Origin of the sequence: Pseudanabaena sp. SR411 (assembly GCF_002251945.1) — a bacterium.
Classification (GTDB): Bacteria; Cyanobacteriota; Cyanobacteriia; order Pseudanabaenales; family Pseudanabaenaceae; genus Pseudanabaena.
The window spans coordinates 1-15,468 of record NZ_NDHW01000102.1 but is presented as its reverse complement, the minus strand read 5'-3'; the positions used below and the strand labels follow the sequence as shown (position 1 = coordinate 15,468).

Genomic DNA, 15,468 nt, shown 5'->3' with positions numbered 1-15,468 from the left:
GCAGTTTTTTGAATCCAGTCAATTTCTCTCAAAAATACAATTACGAAAAACACTGGATTTTATCTTTTCATTAATTCACTGATCTTATAGCGGGAAGGGAGTAAGAGGATCGGGCTGTCGTGTTTATATCTCTGACATGAAAGCGAGAATAGATTCGTTAAATCGTTTTTATTACCCAGATGTCATGGTGACTTGTGATTCTAGAGATACTCAATCGCAAAATCAAAAGAGATTTCCCAAACTAATTATCGAAGTTCTATCAAAGTCTGTCGAGGGATTTGATAGAGGTGATAAATTTGCGGATTACCAACAGCTAGAGAGCCTCGAAGAATATGTTCTGGTCAACACAAAATGTCAGCGCCTTGATTGCTTTCGCCGCAATGAAGAAGGAATTTGGTTTTTAAAATCATATTCTGGAGAGCAAGACAAATTCCAACTATCGAGCATCAACTTTGAAGGCAAATTTCTAGATCTGTATGAAGATGTAGCTTTTTAGAGTGTTTTTGATTTTATTGCCCCTTTCTGTGAGATTCTTGTATCAATACTGACCATGCATAACCTGCACAAGTGCTTATGAGTTCGATTCGTGTTGTCCTAATTGAAGACCATGACCTAACGCGCATGGGCATGAAGATCGCTTTGCAACAGCAAGTCGATCTTGTGTTTGTTGGTGAAGCTGCCACAGGCGCAGAAGGCGTGTCAATGGTAAATAGCCAACAACCTGATGTAGCGATCGTCGATTTGGGCTTGCCTGATATGGATGGCGTGGAAGTAACCCGCCAAATTAAAGCGGCGGCTACCGAAGCAGGTCGCGCCACTAAAGTTTTGATTCTGACACTGACTGATAGCCAAGAGACAGTATTAGCCGCTTTTGCCGCAGGTGCAGATTCCTACTGCATCAAAGATATTAGTTCTGAGAATCTGGTGCAAGCGCTGAAGCTAACTGCCGAGGGTAACTCATGGATTGATCCTGCGATCGCTAGTATTGTCTTGCAGCAGGTACGTCGCCGCGAGGCAACTGTGGAAATTGACGCTGCTGAAGCTGATTACAAGCAAGTTTTGCAAGCAACACCATTGACCGAGCGCGAGCTAGAGGTGTTATCTGAGATCGTTAATGGTAATAGCAATGCTGAAATTGCTGAACGCCTTTACATTACAGTTGGCACGGTGAAAACCCATGTGCGGAATATTTTGAATAAGCTATGTGCTGACGATCGCACACAAGCAGCAGTACGCGCTCTCAGAGCAGGATTAGTAAAATAAAAGATAAGGCGGGCGCGAAGCGCCACCTTATCTTTTGGGGTTTTCTTTAAAAAACTTTACCTCAATTAAACCATTCAAGTTTTATATATGGATGTACAGATTTTTAGGTGCATCCATGATCTTCTCGCTTTTGAGTGGTGTTGCCAGAATATTAAATTTTGTCGCGGCGAAGTTAGTAGACTTAGCTGATTGGATATCAAGGCGATCGCCTTCCAGCAAGTATCCACTGCTGCCCCAGAATGATCCTGAAATAAATCAGCGTCAAGCATTTCTCAATAATGCCAGACAACTTTACCAATACAACTATACTTACATCGACTCGTTGCCAATGGTGGAGACAGTTCCCACCATTGAGAGATTCTCTTTATCTTGGGGTTTACTCGTTGGCAAAGCTGTAGTCACGGTTTTGCTGAATGAAAGAGCTAATCTATCATTGGAAAAAGATAAACTAGCTTCTCAAGCCAAGCAACGAGAATTTTCAAAACGTTTATTAGAGGCTGGAATGTCTCACTCAGACACAGCCATATTGGATCTATTAGACGAATTGCCAACAGTTTTAGAAACTCCGCCATCTGATTTAGAAGGGGTAAATATTGAAGAATATAACAATCTATTTTGGGTTATTCCTCTTCCTACGATCAGTCAAAACTATATCAGTAACACTGAATTCGCGAGATTGCGAGTTGCTGGGTTTAATCCCTTAGTGATTCAACGAGTTAAAGCATTAGATGCAAGGTTCCCTTTAACAGAGGAGCAATTCCAGACAGTTTTGCCAAATGATTCTTTAGCCTTAGCAGGAGCCGAGGGTCGTTTGTATTTAGCCGATTATGCAGAACTAGAGGCGATCGCTGGTGGTACATTTCCCACAGGAGAGCAAAAATATGTCAATGCTCCTTTAGCTCTGTTTGCCATTCCACAAGGAGAAAGAAGTCTGACTCCGATCGCAATTCAACTGGGGCAAGACCCGAATATCAATCCCATCTTTTTGCGCCGAGTTGGTGACGAACCGAACTGGTTGATTGCTAAAACTGTTGTTCAAATTGCTGATGCTAATCACCATCAACTGATTAGCCATTTGGGTAGAACCCATTTATTTGTCGAACCATTTGTAATTGCCACCAATCGCCAACTTGCCAGCAATCATCCTCTGTATATTTTACTGAAACCCCATTTCCAAGGGACTTTAGCGATCAATGACGCAGCGCAGTCAAACCTAGTTAGCGTTGGTGGTGGTGTTGATAGTTTGCTAGCAGGGACGATTGCAAGTTCTCGCGCTGTTTCTGTACATGGGGTTAAGTCTTATCAATTTGAAGATGCGCTCCTTCCTAATGCACTCAAGAAACGCGGCGTTGATGATCCCAGCTTATTGCCAGACTATCCCTATCGCGACGATGCGTTATTAATTTGGGAAGCGATCGCTACTTGGGTGAAGAGTTATCTATCGATTTATTATTTCAATGATGATGCTGTGGTTCGCGATACGGAACTGCAAGCATGGGCAAAGGAAATCATTGCTAATGATGGTGGTCGGGTGACTAGCTTTGGTGAAAATGGACAGATTCGGACTTTATCCTATTTAGCTGATGCCCTGACTGCGGTGATCTTCACAGGTAGCGCTCAACATGCGGCAGTGAATTTCCCGCAGGGAGATCTGATTGTTTATACGCCTGCGATTCCTTTGGCGGGTTATACACCTGCGCCAACTCAGACTACAGGTGCAGAAGAAGCAGATTTCTTTGCGATGTTGCCGCCGATCGAACAAGCTAAGGGACAATTGAAACTAACTTATATTCTCGGTTCGGTCTATTACACGACACTGGGAGATTATGGTACTGATTATTTCAGCGACGATCGCATTCAGCAGCCTTTACGCGATTTTCAAGATCTGTTAAAGGAGATCGAATCTACGATCAAGTCTCGCAATGAACAACGAGTTGCAGATTATAACTATTTGAGACCATCACGGATTCCCCAAAGCATTAATATCTAAAATATCTATTGAGCCGAGCTTTGCTCGGCTCAATAGATATTCACCTAAACTGAGCAAACCGAATGATAGAAAAACTCAGCAAAAAACGTTATTCCACCAATTTGTTTGATGTTACACAAGACATCATCGGTGCGCTGCCACTGAAATTGGTTGAGCAATGGCTGAGCAGCGAACAAACCTATGCAGATGCATTAAGGCTACTTGATAGTCACAAGGTACTGGGTTACAGCGTATCTTCTGACTCCGTTGGGCTGACTAAGTTAACAAGGCAAAAGGGATTGCTAGAGATTCTTGCCATCATCAACCAACCGAAAAAGATTGTGCATGGCTATGGCAGAGCGATCGGCGGCGAAAGTGTGGGGATTTGGGCGGCGGACAATACCCAGATGTTTTATCCAGATGACCTAAGCGCAGCTACCCTTGTGTCCACACTTTTAACGATCCAAGATGCGATCGCTAAGAGTTGTCAGATCAAGATTGGGCTAGGCGCTCATTATGGTAGTTTTTATTCGATTAGTGGCGGTTTGTATGGAGCAGAAGCTGATGCGATCGAGGAAATTGCCGAGAATCACACCTGTGGCGGGGAGATCTTAATCAGTCAAGCCATACGCGATCGCCTTCCAGCAAAACACAACTTCATCATTAAAAAACGCGATGATTTACATCCTGCAATCGGTAATATTTATCGAGTATTGGGTGGCGATCGCCTGACAGAATTGCAACCAGACAATCAACGCTATCCAATTCCTTATTCTGAAGATTTTTATGCTGATTTATTGGCATATGAAACTCAACTCGCAAACCAAAATATCGATCAAAGTTTTACTCATAATTTGATAGAGAGGTACATCCAGCAAAAAGTGGTGGTGCTAATCGAGAGTAAGAGTGAATCTGTGGAAACCCATGAGGTTTCGATGTTTAATCAGTTATCATTCTCAGCCTTGATGAAAGATATCGGATTGCGACTGCTGAACAAGACATCAGCCGAGGAAATCAAGGTGGTTAGCTCCTTAGGAATTTATGCTTTTGATGATGCTCATGATGCAGTTATCTTTGCCCAAACGTTCCGTCAAGAACTAGTAAAACAAGATATCACCTGTCGGATTGGCATTGATCGAGGCGAAGTTCTAATTTTCAATTTACCATTCGGAACTAAAGATATTGCAGGAAGCCCCGTAAATGTTGCTTCAAAAATGGCTCAAGATAGAGGCAAATTTGGTAAGTTATATCTAAGCGCTACGATGCAAGATGTGGTTGATGTAAAAGGATTTAACGAGATTAAGTACAACGTTTCTGGAATGGAGATAACAACGTATGAAGGGTAAATTAGCTGGGATTATCTGTTTAATATTTTTGCTATGGTCAGTTCTATTACCTACAGCACCTTTACATGCGATTCCCATTAGTGACATTCCCAATCCCAGAAAATTGAATGGAACTTGGGTGAGCGATGTTGCGAATATTTTAAGTGTAGAAACCGAATCGCGACTCAATCAAAGAATTTCGCAATTAGCCGCTAACAACAGTTCTGAAATTGCAGTAGTGACAGTGCCAGATACCATACCATCGGCAACGGTTAAAGCCTATGCAACAGAATTGTTTAATACTTGGGGTATTGGTAAACGGGGTATTGATAATGGCGTATTGTTTCTGATTGCAGTAAACGAGCGCAGGATTGAAATAGAGACTGGGCGAGGGGTTTTAGCATATATTAGCGATCGCCAAGTAAAGCAAATTATCGAAGATCTGATTACCCCTGAGTTTAAGCGTCAGAACTATGATCGCGGCATCATTAATGGTGTAGAGGAAATAGCGGGACGTTTAGAGAAAATCAATTTTTATCCGTTCCCATTTATGCCCATTTATAGCAATATTGGGCTTATTGGCGTAGCGATCGCTCTAAGTGGCGCGATATTGATCGTTATCAAAATTCGAGAATGGCGACAAACATTACCTACAGTAAGTTTAGAACTCCAAAATTCTGTTGTTTTTCAGTTGCGTATTCCTAAATTGACAGAATTTACTAGTTTAGGAATGTTGTTAATGGTGTTTGGGCTAGCTGCGATCACCGTTAGCATCAATGCATGGGTACTATCTCAAGAAATGTTAACTAGCTTATTTATTCAGCCCATTAATCAACTTTTAGTTACAGTACTGATTAACTTGATAGTTGCCTTTGCTTCTCTTCAGTTGTGGTTGAGTATTGAAAAATTTTGGTTGGCTCAGTTAACTGTCATTTTCCAAACTCCAATACAGCGCTATGGAGGAACTCGATTTGGATTTGAACGTTCTAGCTTGATCATTGTTTTGCATTTACCTGCTTTAGTTGTGCTATGGCTAATTACAAGTACTTCAATTTTGTTGACAATTCCTAGTCACTTGTTATTTGCGGGGACGAACTTAGTTATGGCGATGGGATATCAATTTATATGGCTGCATATAGTCAATAACCTATACCTTGACATGCGTTTAGCGAAGGAACAGCGTTTTTGTCACAACTGCCGAAATCTTGTTCAGTGTGTAGCTTCAGATGTAATTAATCAGTACTTAACTAAGCCAGAGTTAAAGGCTGTTGAGTTGGGGAATGCCACTTACACAGTATATTCTTGCGATCGCTGCTATCCTGCAACTAATCAAACTGCTAAAAGCGATCGCCAACATGTTTATTGTCAATCCAATATTTTAAATGAAGATGCAGTTTGTCCAAAATGTAACTATCCAACTTTAATAGATGCAAAACTAAAGCAATCTCGCAAGCCCAAGAAGTTTCCTAAAAAAGCTTCTAAAGAAGCAATTAGCATACGTCAATGTCAAAACTGTTTTCATGAGGAACCTGTCTATCCTTTCATCCCTGCACCTGTGAGTTATTCCAGTAGTACAGACTATTACAGTTCTAGTGATAGTTCCAGTAGTAGTTCTAGTAGCTATGATTCCTATGATTATGGTAGCAGTTCTTCTTCTAGTAGTAATTTTGGCGGCGGCGGTAGCGATGGCGGCGGTGCGGGTGGAGACTGGTGATTATACAGATGTAATTTCTTTTGCAAGTACTTGCAAGCGTTCTTCTAGAGATAAAGTCTCTAAATATAAAGCGATCGCCTCTTTAATATTGGCTTGGGCTTCAGCAAAAGATTCACCTTCACTCTGGCATCCTTTTAGATTAGGACAATAGGCATAGTAGCCATATTCATCATGTTCAATTACGGCACCAATTTGATAGGAATAAGACATTATTAAACTCCAATATATTTTCAACAATACTTTTTTGTGATTTCAACTAATTTAATTATAGTATCTCTTATAATGCTTTTTCTCTGTCAGGTGCAGTATAGTAACGCTCAATTAGTTCATGGATAATCTTCTGATCATTAGTCCATAATCCAATTTCTCGTTCATAGCTATGATCATTTGACGTAAGAAAATTGTGACTTGTAATTAGTGCCCATAAATCATCACACACTAAAAATTTTTCATGCGTTCCAATTAACTTTAGGTGCAGATTACTATAAGTCTTCTGTAAATTAATTAATTTGGGGATGGCACTATACAAATTTGGATTTTGAGTTTGAAGCGTAGTCGCAAATCTACTTGGAATATTATGATTTAATTTTTCAATATCCGTGTAATGTCCCCATCCAATATATATGTTGACATCACGCTTTAGAGCTTGTTCTATATCTAGATTTAAAGATTCATCAAATGCATAATTGGCAATCCAAGGACAGACCATGATAATCATTTTTTTAGCTTCTTGTAGAGCTTTACGCAATTTTTCTCTGCTTTCTTTACGATCAATTGTGTAGCGATTGCTACTATGATCATATATTAGTTCATACTTAAATCGTCTTTCATTATTGTCTGAACAATCAGATAAATTGTCAGAAGATTGATTGATTATTCTTTGTATCATCAACAATATAAGATGTTCTAATCGACTATTTATTCTAGAAATATCGACATTAATCTGATTGTTTAATTTATTAGTTAGACTCATTAAACGGGCATGTAAATCTGAGATTTCTTCCTGTAATTTAATAACATCAAATGACAAAAAACTTGTTGAATCAACTGACTTAGCCTCTAAACTTCTTAACCTTTCTTTGATTTGTAGAATGGTTTGCTCTTCATCTCTACTGTTGAAATTCAATATTAACGAATTCAATGTCTTTTCAATTTTTGCAATCTCTTGATTTTGAGGTAAGATCTTAATTTCAGATTTCAGTAATTCTATCTGCTGATTTATCTGAGTAATCACTTGAATATTAGGTTGATAATTTGATTGATTTGTAAGATCGTCAATAACTTTATTTAAATTATCAATACGTCTATTCATGTCTGGTATTTTTTCAATCCTTGTTCCTATTTCATTAAGTGCTGATTGAAGGTTTGATTGAAACTTCTGTTGTAGAAGATAGTGACTATTGGATAGTTGATTTAATTGATTACTTACATCTTCAATACGTCTAGCTGTCTCTGGAATTGATTGTATTCTTATTCCTATTTGAGAAGCTACTGCACTATTAGCTTGTTGAATCTGTTTTTGTAAAAGATTTATTTCAGTAATAGTGTTTTCTTGTACTTGTTTCTTTAACTGATCTCGATTTACTAGATTTAATATCAATGTAAAAGTTATTGGCGTTGCAGCATACACTGCTTGACCGACAACATTTGATATGATTGTTCCAATTATAGATGTACCAATCGCAACGAATTCAACAAGTTCTAAAGTCGTAGTTTTCACTGATTTATCCGATATGATTAAAAAATTTATGACTATGGATTAATTTTTCCCCGACGGTTATTTTGCGAAATTATCATGATTATATACTAATATAAAGTTAGGTACAAAGAGCTATTATCGAAACACGTTTAATTAGTAGGCAAAGCGATGCTTTGTATAAATAGCGATGCTAGTCACACAGAGTAAAGGGGTCAACCAATCACCCCACATCACGTAGAGCGTCTCGGTATCCCGTAAATAAACTGTTTCCAAATGCGTTTCATAGGTATTCACCTTTGAGAGCCAAATCGTGCGTCCATTGGGATCTACAAAACCTGAATAGCCTGTGTTAGTTGCTCTGACAGCCCAGCGATCGCTTTCGATCGCTCTAGCCACATCTTGGGCATGGTGTTGAGCCGACATATAGGAGGCAAAATGAGCATTATTAGAAGCAGAGAGAATTAATTTGCCACCTGCGGCAGTTTGAAAACGGAATGTGGCAGGATAGGCTGATTCATAGCAAATCCCGACGATAAAACGTCCCCAAGGGGTATCGACTAATTGTTCACTAGAACCTGCATCCACTTCACCACGCAATGGCGATAAGCGTTTAATTAGACTTCCTAAGATTGGTCTTAAGGGAATATACTCACCCACTGGCACAAGCCGAACTTTATCGTATTGACTGAGAATCTTACCAGAGCCATCAATCAAAAAGAGGCTATTTGTATAGTTATTTGGGTCTTCTGCATTAAGATTACGAGTTGTACCAAAGCCCCCTAGCCATACTGGAACTCGATATTTCTCCACCGCCCGATCAAAGGGTTCGCGACGAGGATCGTAATTAGGATAAAGAAAAGAAATCGCAGTCTCAGGCGTAACGATCATTTCTGCTCCTGACTGAGCTAGTTTTTCGTAGCCTTTGGTGTAGTTATTAACTGCTATTTCCCAACCTTTCGGCTTTACAGTCAGAGCATTAGGGAAGTTACCTTGAATAATTCCTGCTTTAATCGCTTTTCCATTACTGCTTGCCATACGATCGCCTTGCATTTCCCATGCACCATAGCCCGCGATCGCCACCAAGAGAGTAATGGCTGCGATCGCACAGCGTCGTTTATCAGTCCAAGTTCTCTGCAAGAGAATTTCCGCTAGTAATCCATTAATTGCCACGATCGCTGAACTCATAGTCTGCTGTCCAGAAATCCGACTAATTTGCAACAACAGTAGATCATGGGGGCTTTGGGTATAGCCCAGTGCTGTCCAATAAAGTGGTCCCCAACTCCACACAATTTCTAATCCGCTAAACATTGCACAGGCAATAATTACCCGACTAGTTACATTGAGATTCTGCGTAAAGAGAGACATTCCCCCAGCCCATAATCCCGATAATACCGCGCCCCACGCTGTAATCAGCAACCAAACTAATGTGGCAATCCAAAAACTCGTCCACCAAGGTACACCCATCCATTCCATCGGATGCACACTCGTAATCCAAAATAGAGCCATTCCGTGATAGCAAAATCCCCACATCGCCCCCATAGCGATCGCATCTTTGACCTTTAACCTTTGAGCAAGCATCCAGAGGGGAATCAAAGCGACCCAAGCTAGCCACCATTGACTAAACGGATCGGGAGTAAGTCCCATCAACACTCCACCAAAAGCAGCAAATAGGAGATTGCGTAGATTTCGCATAGGAGCGCCCAATAACCTTTGTATTTATGATGTAGTCAGTGAGTATGGCAAAAAATAATGGTTTCTGAACTAAAATCTAGCACAAAAGATCTTTATGAAGCTGACTATGCGCTGTGGGTGTTGGAAACCTTCAAGCAGCTATACTCGAATGAGCAACGCTATCAATAGCCGTTTGTAATACTTTAAATATCTCTAAATCATCAGTTTGAGCGATCGCCTTCTTAATTGTTGCGAAGTTTGCAGTTAGAAAAGCCAGATCATCAGCGATCGCCTTCGCCATATTTAGCCTATCTTGAAGAATTTGCACTTCTTCACTATAAGATATCGAATTACTTGACTTCCTTGGCGTACTAAGTTCAACAATTGCTTGCTGAAAAGCATGTTCATCACCTAATCTTAATAAGGCGACAATGGCTTTATTCCGAGTATATTCTTTCTCTAAATAGGGATTTATCAAAGGAATTAGTCCTTTTTCACCTGTAAATCCCAGATCTTCGATCATGTAATCCCAATCAGTAAACTCAGGATGTGTTGGAATATATTCAGCAAGGAAAGAACCCGCAATTGATGTTCTCGTCGATGCTAAATAGCTAATTGCGTTATCACGGATAAATTGATTAGTAGATTCTTGAATTAATCTGATGAACACATTTGCAGCCTCATAGCCACCAATGGTCAAGATTGTTTCCATTCCTTCCCGCCATTGAGAATGATTGAAATCCATCACAATTGTCATAATCGCAGGAATAGCCGATGCATCTTTATTGTCCGAGATCGCATCTAAAACGGATTTTTGGACATTTTCATCGCGATCGCTTAGTAACTGCAATAAATAATCATCATTGAAACCACCAATTTTAACGACAGCATAGGCGGCGGCTTGGCGCAGTTCTGCAAATTGACGCAGTTCCACAAAATTTTGATCGGCAATCACATCTTGAAGAGCCTGCTTTGCTGCAATTGCGTTGAGTTTCGCTAATATCTTTGCTGCTAGTTTGCGAAGTTCAAGATTGACATATATTTTTGCTTCCAATTTTTCATCTGTATTACGACTAAAGCCATAGAGATTCTGCGACTGAAAGTAATCTCCATATAGCTTTCGAGATTTAGCTTTTTGGGCTTCTAGATAGGCTGTGCGAGTAGGATATTGGGCATTCTTGATCGCTAAAACTACTTCACTAGGTGTAAGGTTGTATTGGTTCCCAATTTCTATCACTTCAAGAGCTAGGGGTTTTAACTTCTCAGTTTCTACGCTTTGCTGAATTCCAATGTTTTCTAAGGAAAAATATGCGTCAAGCGAAAATGACAACCATACTAGAGGATGGATTGAGCCAAACACAGTCCCCACAGGATGATCATCAGGCATATTTTGTGATACTGGGGCATATTTAGCTTGTAAACGCTGAATATCTGGGAATAGTTTGTCAACTATCATATATTCATCCGCATCACCAGTTAACAGAATATGGATCAGAACGGGAATTGCTTCAGGGTTTGTAATAATGGTTTGGCTAACTTGCTCGATTTCTGCTAGAGCTAAATCTGAATCACTTTGCTTTGTGATTGCCATAATAGCTGAATTAAAAGCTTCCACAGTACCTATTTGAACTAGCGCCAAGATTGCCGCCATGCGAGTATCACTATCATCCGATCCCAATTTAAGTTTACAGATGGGAATTGATTGAATATCTCCCATAGCTCCGAGCATTTCTAAAGCTCCTTGCACCACATCAGGATCTTCACTATGTACTGTATCTCTCAGGTGCTGGCAAAACTTCTCACCACCAATTTCCTTAAAGGCTAGAGCAACCTTACGACGTTGCTCTGTTTCACTAACATAATAAAGAGAATCCCATAGCACCTTTAGTACGGCGGTGGTAATGCCAATAAGAATAGGCTGAAATCTAGGCTTTTGCCAAAGATATTTGATTTTGTTGAATAGCCAATACAAGTAACTTTGAATTCGGAGCTTGAGCGAAAATCTTTGAGAATAGCTACCTGCTTGAAATAGTAGTATCTGTAATTGAGTAGAACCGTAACCATCTCTACTGCGATCTGTCTGTTTAAGACAAGCGATCGCCTGTTTCCGATCTATGTCATATAGCGCCGAAGCCAAAATTATAAGCGTGTCAACATCATCACATTCTTGGTATCTTCTGACTAAAATTTCACTTTCCACTTTATGGCGATCGCGAGGATAGGGCTGTCGCTGTCGATGACGCTGTAACGCTTGTCGCCCAATCGCAATCAATGCATCTAAGCTGACATCCTTTGACCCACTGCCACCAAGTCTAATATGCGTAGCAATTGGTTCAATCGCCGCCACAACACCTAACTCTCCTAAGAGGGCAATCGTTTCGACTCCAATCGCATGTATCAAATGGGGAATAACAGCAGATGGAGATTGCAAACGCATCCCTTGAGTAACAATTTGTGGGTAGCGTGGCAAGGCTGAAAGCAAATAGGGCAAAACCGCAGGGGTTTTCAATTTACATAGTAGGTAAGTACGATATAAATCTGAGATATCGGCTTTGATGAGTCGATCAATTGCTTGTTGTTGCTGCTCAATTGGGAAAGAAGCCACTAAATTTGTACCAAGTTCCCAATCACTAGCAAAAGCAGTATAGACTATCGACCAGTTGTCGAGATTATGTGAGTTTGCCATTATCTGTCACGATTACTATGGATTTAAACTGACTGGACAATTTGGTTTCTCAGCAGTTTCCACAGGAGCAGGATCGGGTGGTAAAAGCGCGACAATATGCGGAACAGGACGTGGCTCGTAAGCCATGACTGATTTACCTCGATAGGCAAGGGCAGCACTCGCACCAGAGTCAAGCATGACCACATCGCGCAATCCTGCTTTGACTAATATTTTGCCCAAGCCAACCGAATCAATCATTTCCATGGTTACGCCAATGGTCGGTCTGCCAGAACGATCAATCCCCCAAAAGGCGCGATCGCGGCTAGCATCATAGCCATAAAGCTTACCAAAGGACTCCGCTGACTGAGGTTTGCCATCACGAACTAACCAACCAGCGCCCACAAAAGCATCAGTCACATCTGACAGTTCTGCTCTTACTGCGTCCAGTGAATTATGCTTAGCCGCATTGTAGGGGATAAACTTAACCGCCGTAGGACTGATCAAGACTAGAGGACGACCATTGAGCAGTGGATTTTCACCCTTGTTACCGTTGATAAATACTCCAGCCTTACTAGAAAATTGACTCATCACAGGGCCAATCATCTTATTGCTGTCAAGGTGTTCTAAGGAGAAGAAGGTTCCATCAACAGCCGCGATCGCATTAGGAGTTTTGGTCATAATTTCAGCAACCTGATAGCGACTATCCGCATGGGTTGTCACAACGCGACCACCATGAACAAGGGTAAGTGGTAGCCCATCAATGGTAACTGTCCGCTTCTCTACAGGACTAGTAAAGTTAATGGCTCCATTACTTACCGTGGGCAAAAGTGCAACTTGATTTGGAGAAGATCCTCCAGATGCTTGCTCGATCGCTTCATCAAAGCGCGACTGCCCAAAACGCATGATTGTTAATAAATCTTCTGACTCATTAGCCGATCGCTCTTGCCTTGGATCGAGACTCATTGACAAAGCTGCTTTGTAACCAGCTTCCTTGATTTTATCTCTAGCTTTATCGGTAAAGTCTCCTTCAGGATAGGTAAAGTAGTCGATGGTAATCCCTAATTCTTTTTCGAGAACCTTTTTTGATTCTGTTACTTCTTTTTCGATTTCGGCATCGCTCAGATCTCGAAAATTCAAGTGGTTGACCGTATGAGAAGCAACCGTAATCAGACCACTTTTTTGCATTTCTCGCAGTTGATTCCATGTGGCTTTGGGCTTCTGTCCACCAGTACCCACAAAGCGCGTATGCACCGACCAGACCGCAGGATAGTTATATTTCTTCAGTAATGGGAATGCATATTTGTACTGCCCAACATAGTTGTCGTCAAAGGTGAGTAATACAGGCTTTTCGGGCAATTGTGCGCCAGTCCGTAGATGGTTAACCATTCTATCCATTGTAATTGGTGTATATCCACCTTCTTGGAGCGCTTGAAAATGTCTTTCCAATTCTTCGGGGGTGACATCCCAACTCACATCTTTAGTAGCAGAGATGTCGTGATACATGATGATCGGGATTTTGGCAGTACGCGCTCGATCGCTAATTTGGGGAAATGGCGCAGGGGTAAAGCTGGCGATCAGGTCAGCATTAATGGTGCTGCTCAAACTTGATAAAGCAGGTAACGGATCATTGGCGATCGCATTGATCGCTCTGACCTGATACAGCGAAGCCGTCACCGAGTCCAAAGCATTGTATTGACAAAAAGCCTGTGAGTCATTGCTCACTGGAGTAACAGGATTTAAAGCTGTTTCATTGATGACTATGTCCGCAGAGGATGGACGATAGGAAACTAGTCGTGAGGCGATCGCTGCGCCCATGCCAGTACCGAGGGCAGCTAATCCCAGCACGAGCCAAATTGTGTTCATGCTGCCGTTATTATTGCCGTTTCCCCTGCTCATAAAGATTTATAACTTTGTTGATATTACTAGCGCCTATTTAATCAGAGAGACCTCATGTACACAAGTCCCCATACAGCGCTATGCGCTTCCCTCAAACTTAAACAACCGCAGAGAAATTTTTAAAAAGCTTGCTTAGCAAGCTTTTTAAAAATTTCTCTGCATTAAAAAAAGAAGATGGGGCACAAAGCGACCCACCTTCTTTTAAGCCCATCCCGCTAATTGATATACAAGTAGCCCAATATATTCTTTGATGGCATTAGTCGTATTTCTGAGCGCATCTACGGTAGGTAGCAAATCTAGCACCGCCGCCAAACCCTTACTGTTTTCATTTTGTACTGATAAAAAGTCAGTTGGCACAGCAATGCTTTCAACACCAACTTTACGGAAAATTTCCATCGATCGCGGCATATGTAGAGCCGATGTTACTAGCAATATTTTATTGATCCCTCTTTTAACGAGGATTTGCTTGGTATTGATCGCATTATCACGAGTATTAAAAGACTGCAACTCTTGAATAATTGCTCTAGGTGGTACACCCAAAAATTCGGCGATCGCCGCCATATCTTCGGATTCAGGATTGCCACCCTCGCCTAGCCATTCAGCACGACCACCAGTAACGATGATTAAGGGAGCTTTTCCCTGTTTATAGAGCCATGAGCCGTACAAAATGCGATCTCCTGCTTCATTGACCTCATACCAAGGTCTGGGTGCGATGCGAGGACGAGTACCACCACCTAAAATGACGATCGCTTCAGCTTGGGGGATATCTGCACTCGGCAAATATTGCCATTCCAGCGATCGCACTAACCACTTAGAAAAAATTTCATTGCTGCTTAGCAATAAAATTACGAGCGCGATTCCGATGAGGGTTGAGGCAAAGCGATTTTTTTTAAAGAGACTGATTAATTTATTGGAGTTACTTGCATTGCGCGATCGCTTTGATCGCCATAGTAAATTCACTAAGGCGATCGTAATTAAGAGACTCGATAACCCAAGGGGATAAACAAACAGTGGCAAAAGTTTTGATAAAAAAAGCGACACAGTTTTAAAGACGATTTTTAGAGATTTTGTAATTTATATAGCAGACCTAAATCATTTGTAGATTTTTGGGTTTGTGGAAGCGCACCCCTTCGGGGTRCGCTTCCACACAACTCATTTAGGATTGCTATATTTAAGAATCAACACTTAAAAGCTCTAGGTGTCTAGCCCCCTAAATCCCCCAATTCTGGGGGACTTAAATATGGTTCCCCCCAGAATTGGGGGGCT

Annotated in this window: 10 protein-coding genes and 1 pseudogene; 5 read left to right on the top strand and 6 right to left on the bottom strand. The window is 41.1% G+C overall.

Annotated features, from left to right (window positions below; all coding sequences use genetic code 11):
- Positions 1–100: 100 nt before the first annotated feature.
- From B9G53_RS10170 to B9G53_RS27320, 5 genes and pseudogenes are all read left to right on the top strand, one after another.
- Positions 101–496: pseudogene (locus B9G53_RS10170) on the top strand (Uma2 family endonuclease); the annotation flags it as partial.
- Positions 497–573: 77 nt separating this feature from the next.
- Positions 574–1,263 carry a response regulator transcription factor gene (locus B9G53_RS10165; protein ID WP_094531792.1) on the top strand — a complete coding sequence of 230 codons (690 nt, stop codon included), beginning with the start codon at positions 574–576 and terminating at the stop codon, positions 1,261–1,263.
- A 115-nt stretch (positions 1,264–1,378) separates the two neighbouring features.
- The gene (locus B9G53_RS10160; RefSeq protein WP_094531790.1) at positions 1,379–3,253 is read left to right on the top strand and encodes a lipoxygenase family protein; all 1,875 of its coding nucleotides are present in this window, start codon (positions 1,379–1,381) and stop codon (positions 3,251–3,253) included.
- Positions 3,254–3,315: 62 nt separating this feature from the next.
- Positions 3,316–4,578, top strand: a complete 1,263-nt coding sequence (locus tag B9G53_RS10155; RefSeq protein WP_094531788.1) for a family 3 adenylate cyclase — start codon at positions 3,316–3,318, stop codon at positions 4,576–4,578.
- Positions 4,568–6,271 carry a YgcG family protein gene (locus B9G53_RS27320; RefSeq protein WP_094531786.1) on the top strand — a complete coding sequence of 568 codons (1,704 nt, stop codon included), beginning with the start codon at positions 4,568–4,570 and terminating at the stop codon, positions 6,269–6,271. The genes B9G53_RS10155 and B9G53_RS27320 overlap by 11 nt, the downstream gene beginning before the upstream one ends.
- On the opposite strand, the gene B9G53_RS10145 is transcribed toward B9G53_RS27320, so the two are convergent.
- From B9G53_RS10145 to B9G53_RS10120, 6 genes are all read right to left on the bottom strand, one after another.
- Entirely contained in the window at positions 6,272–6,481 is a 210-nt protein-coding gene (locus B9G53_RS10145) for a type II toxin-antitoxin system HicB family antitoxin (RefSeq protein WP_094531784.1), read from the bottom strand.
- Positions 6,482–6,548: 67 nt separating this feature from the next.
- Entirely contained in the window at positions 6,549–7,991 is a 1,443-nt protein-coding gene (locus tag B9G53_RS10140) for a phospholipase D-like domain-containing protein (protein ID WP_094531782.1), read from the bottom strand.
- Between the two features lie 132 nt (positions 7,992–8,123).
- Entirely contained in the window at positions 8,124–9,662 is a 1,539-nt protein-coding gene (gene lnt / locus B9G53_RS10135) for an apolipoprotein N-acyltransferase (RefSeq protein WP_094531780.1), read from the bottom strand.
- Between the two features lie 130 nt (positions 9,663–9,792).
- Positions 9,793–12,327 carry a HEAT repeat domain-containing protein gene (locus tag B9G53_RS10130; protein WP_094531778.1) on the bottom strand — a complete coding sequence of 845 codons (2,535 nt, stop codon included), beginning with the start codon at positions 12,325–12,327 and terminating at the stop codon, positions 9,793–9,795.
- A 15-nt stretch (positions 12,328–12,342) separates the two neighbouring features.
- Positions 12,343–14,169 carry a polysaccharide deacetylase family protein gene (locus B9G53_RS10125; protein WP_254923617.1) on the bottom strand — a complete coding sequence of 609 codons (1,827 nt, stop codon included), beginning with the start codon at positions 14,167–14,169 and terminating at the stop codon, positions 12,343–12,345.
- 234 nt (positions 14,170–14,403) lie between these two features.
- On the bottom strand, positions 14,404–15,243 hold the full coding sequence (locus tag B9G53_RS10120) for a YdcF family protein (RefSeq protein WP_094531774.1): 840 nt from the start codon (positions 15,241–15,243) through the stop codon (positions 14,404–14,406).
- Positions 15,244–15,468 lie beyond the last annotated feature (225 nt).

Coding starts and splice junctions, on each gene's coding strand:
- B9G53_RS10130 (WP_094531778.1), bottom strand. CDS start 12,327: ATGGCAAACTCACATAATCTCGACAACTGGTCGATAGTCTATACTGCT.
- lnt (WP_094531780.1), bottom strand. CDS start 9,662: ATGCGAAATCTACGCAATCTCCTATTTGCTGCTTTTGGTGGAGTGTTG.
- B9G53_RS10160 (WP_094531790.1), top strand. CDS start 1,379: ATGATCTTCTCGCTTTTGAGTGGTGTTGCCAGAATATTAAATTTTGTC.
- B9G53_RS27320 (WP_094531786.1), top strand. CDS start 4,568: ATGAAGGGTAAATTAGCTGGGATTATCTGTTTAATATTTTTGCTATGG.
- B9G53_RS10125 (WP_254923617.1), bottom strand. CDS start 14,169: ATGAACACAATTTGGCTCGTGCTGGGATTAGCTGCCCTCGGTACTGGC.
- B9G53_RS10155 (WP_094531788.1), top strand. CDS start 3,316: ATGATAGAAAAACTCAGCAAAAAACGTTATTCCACCAATTTGTTTGAT.
- B9G53_RS10165 (WP_094531792.1), top strand. CDS start 574: ATGAGTTCGATTCGTGTTGTCCTAATTGAAGACCATGACCTAACGCGC.
- B9G53_RS10145 (WP_094531784.1), bottom strand. CDS start 6,481: ATGTCTTATTCCTATCAAATTGGTGCCGTAATTGAACATGATGAATAT.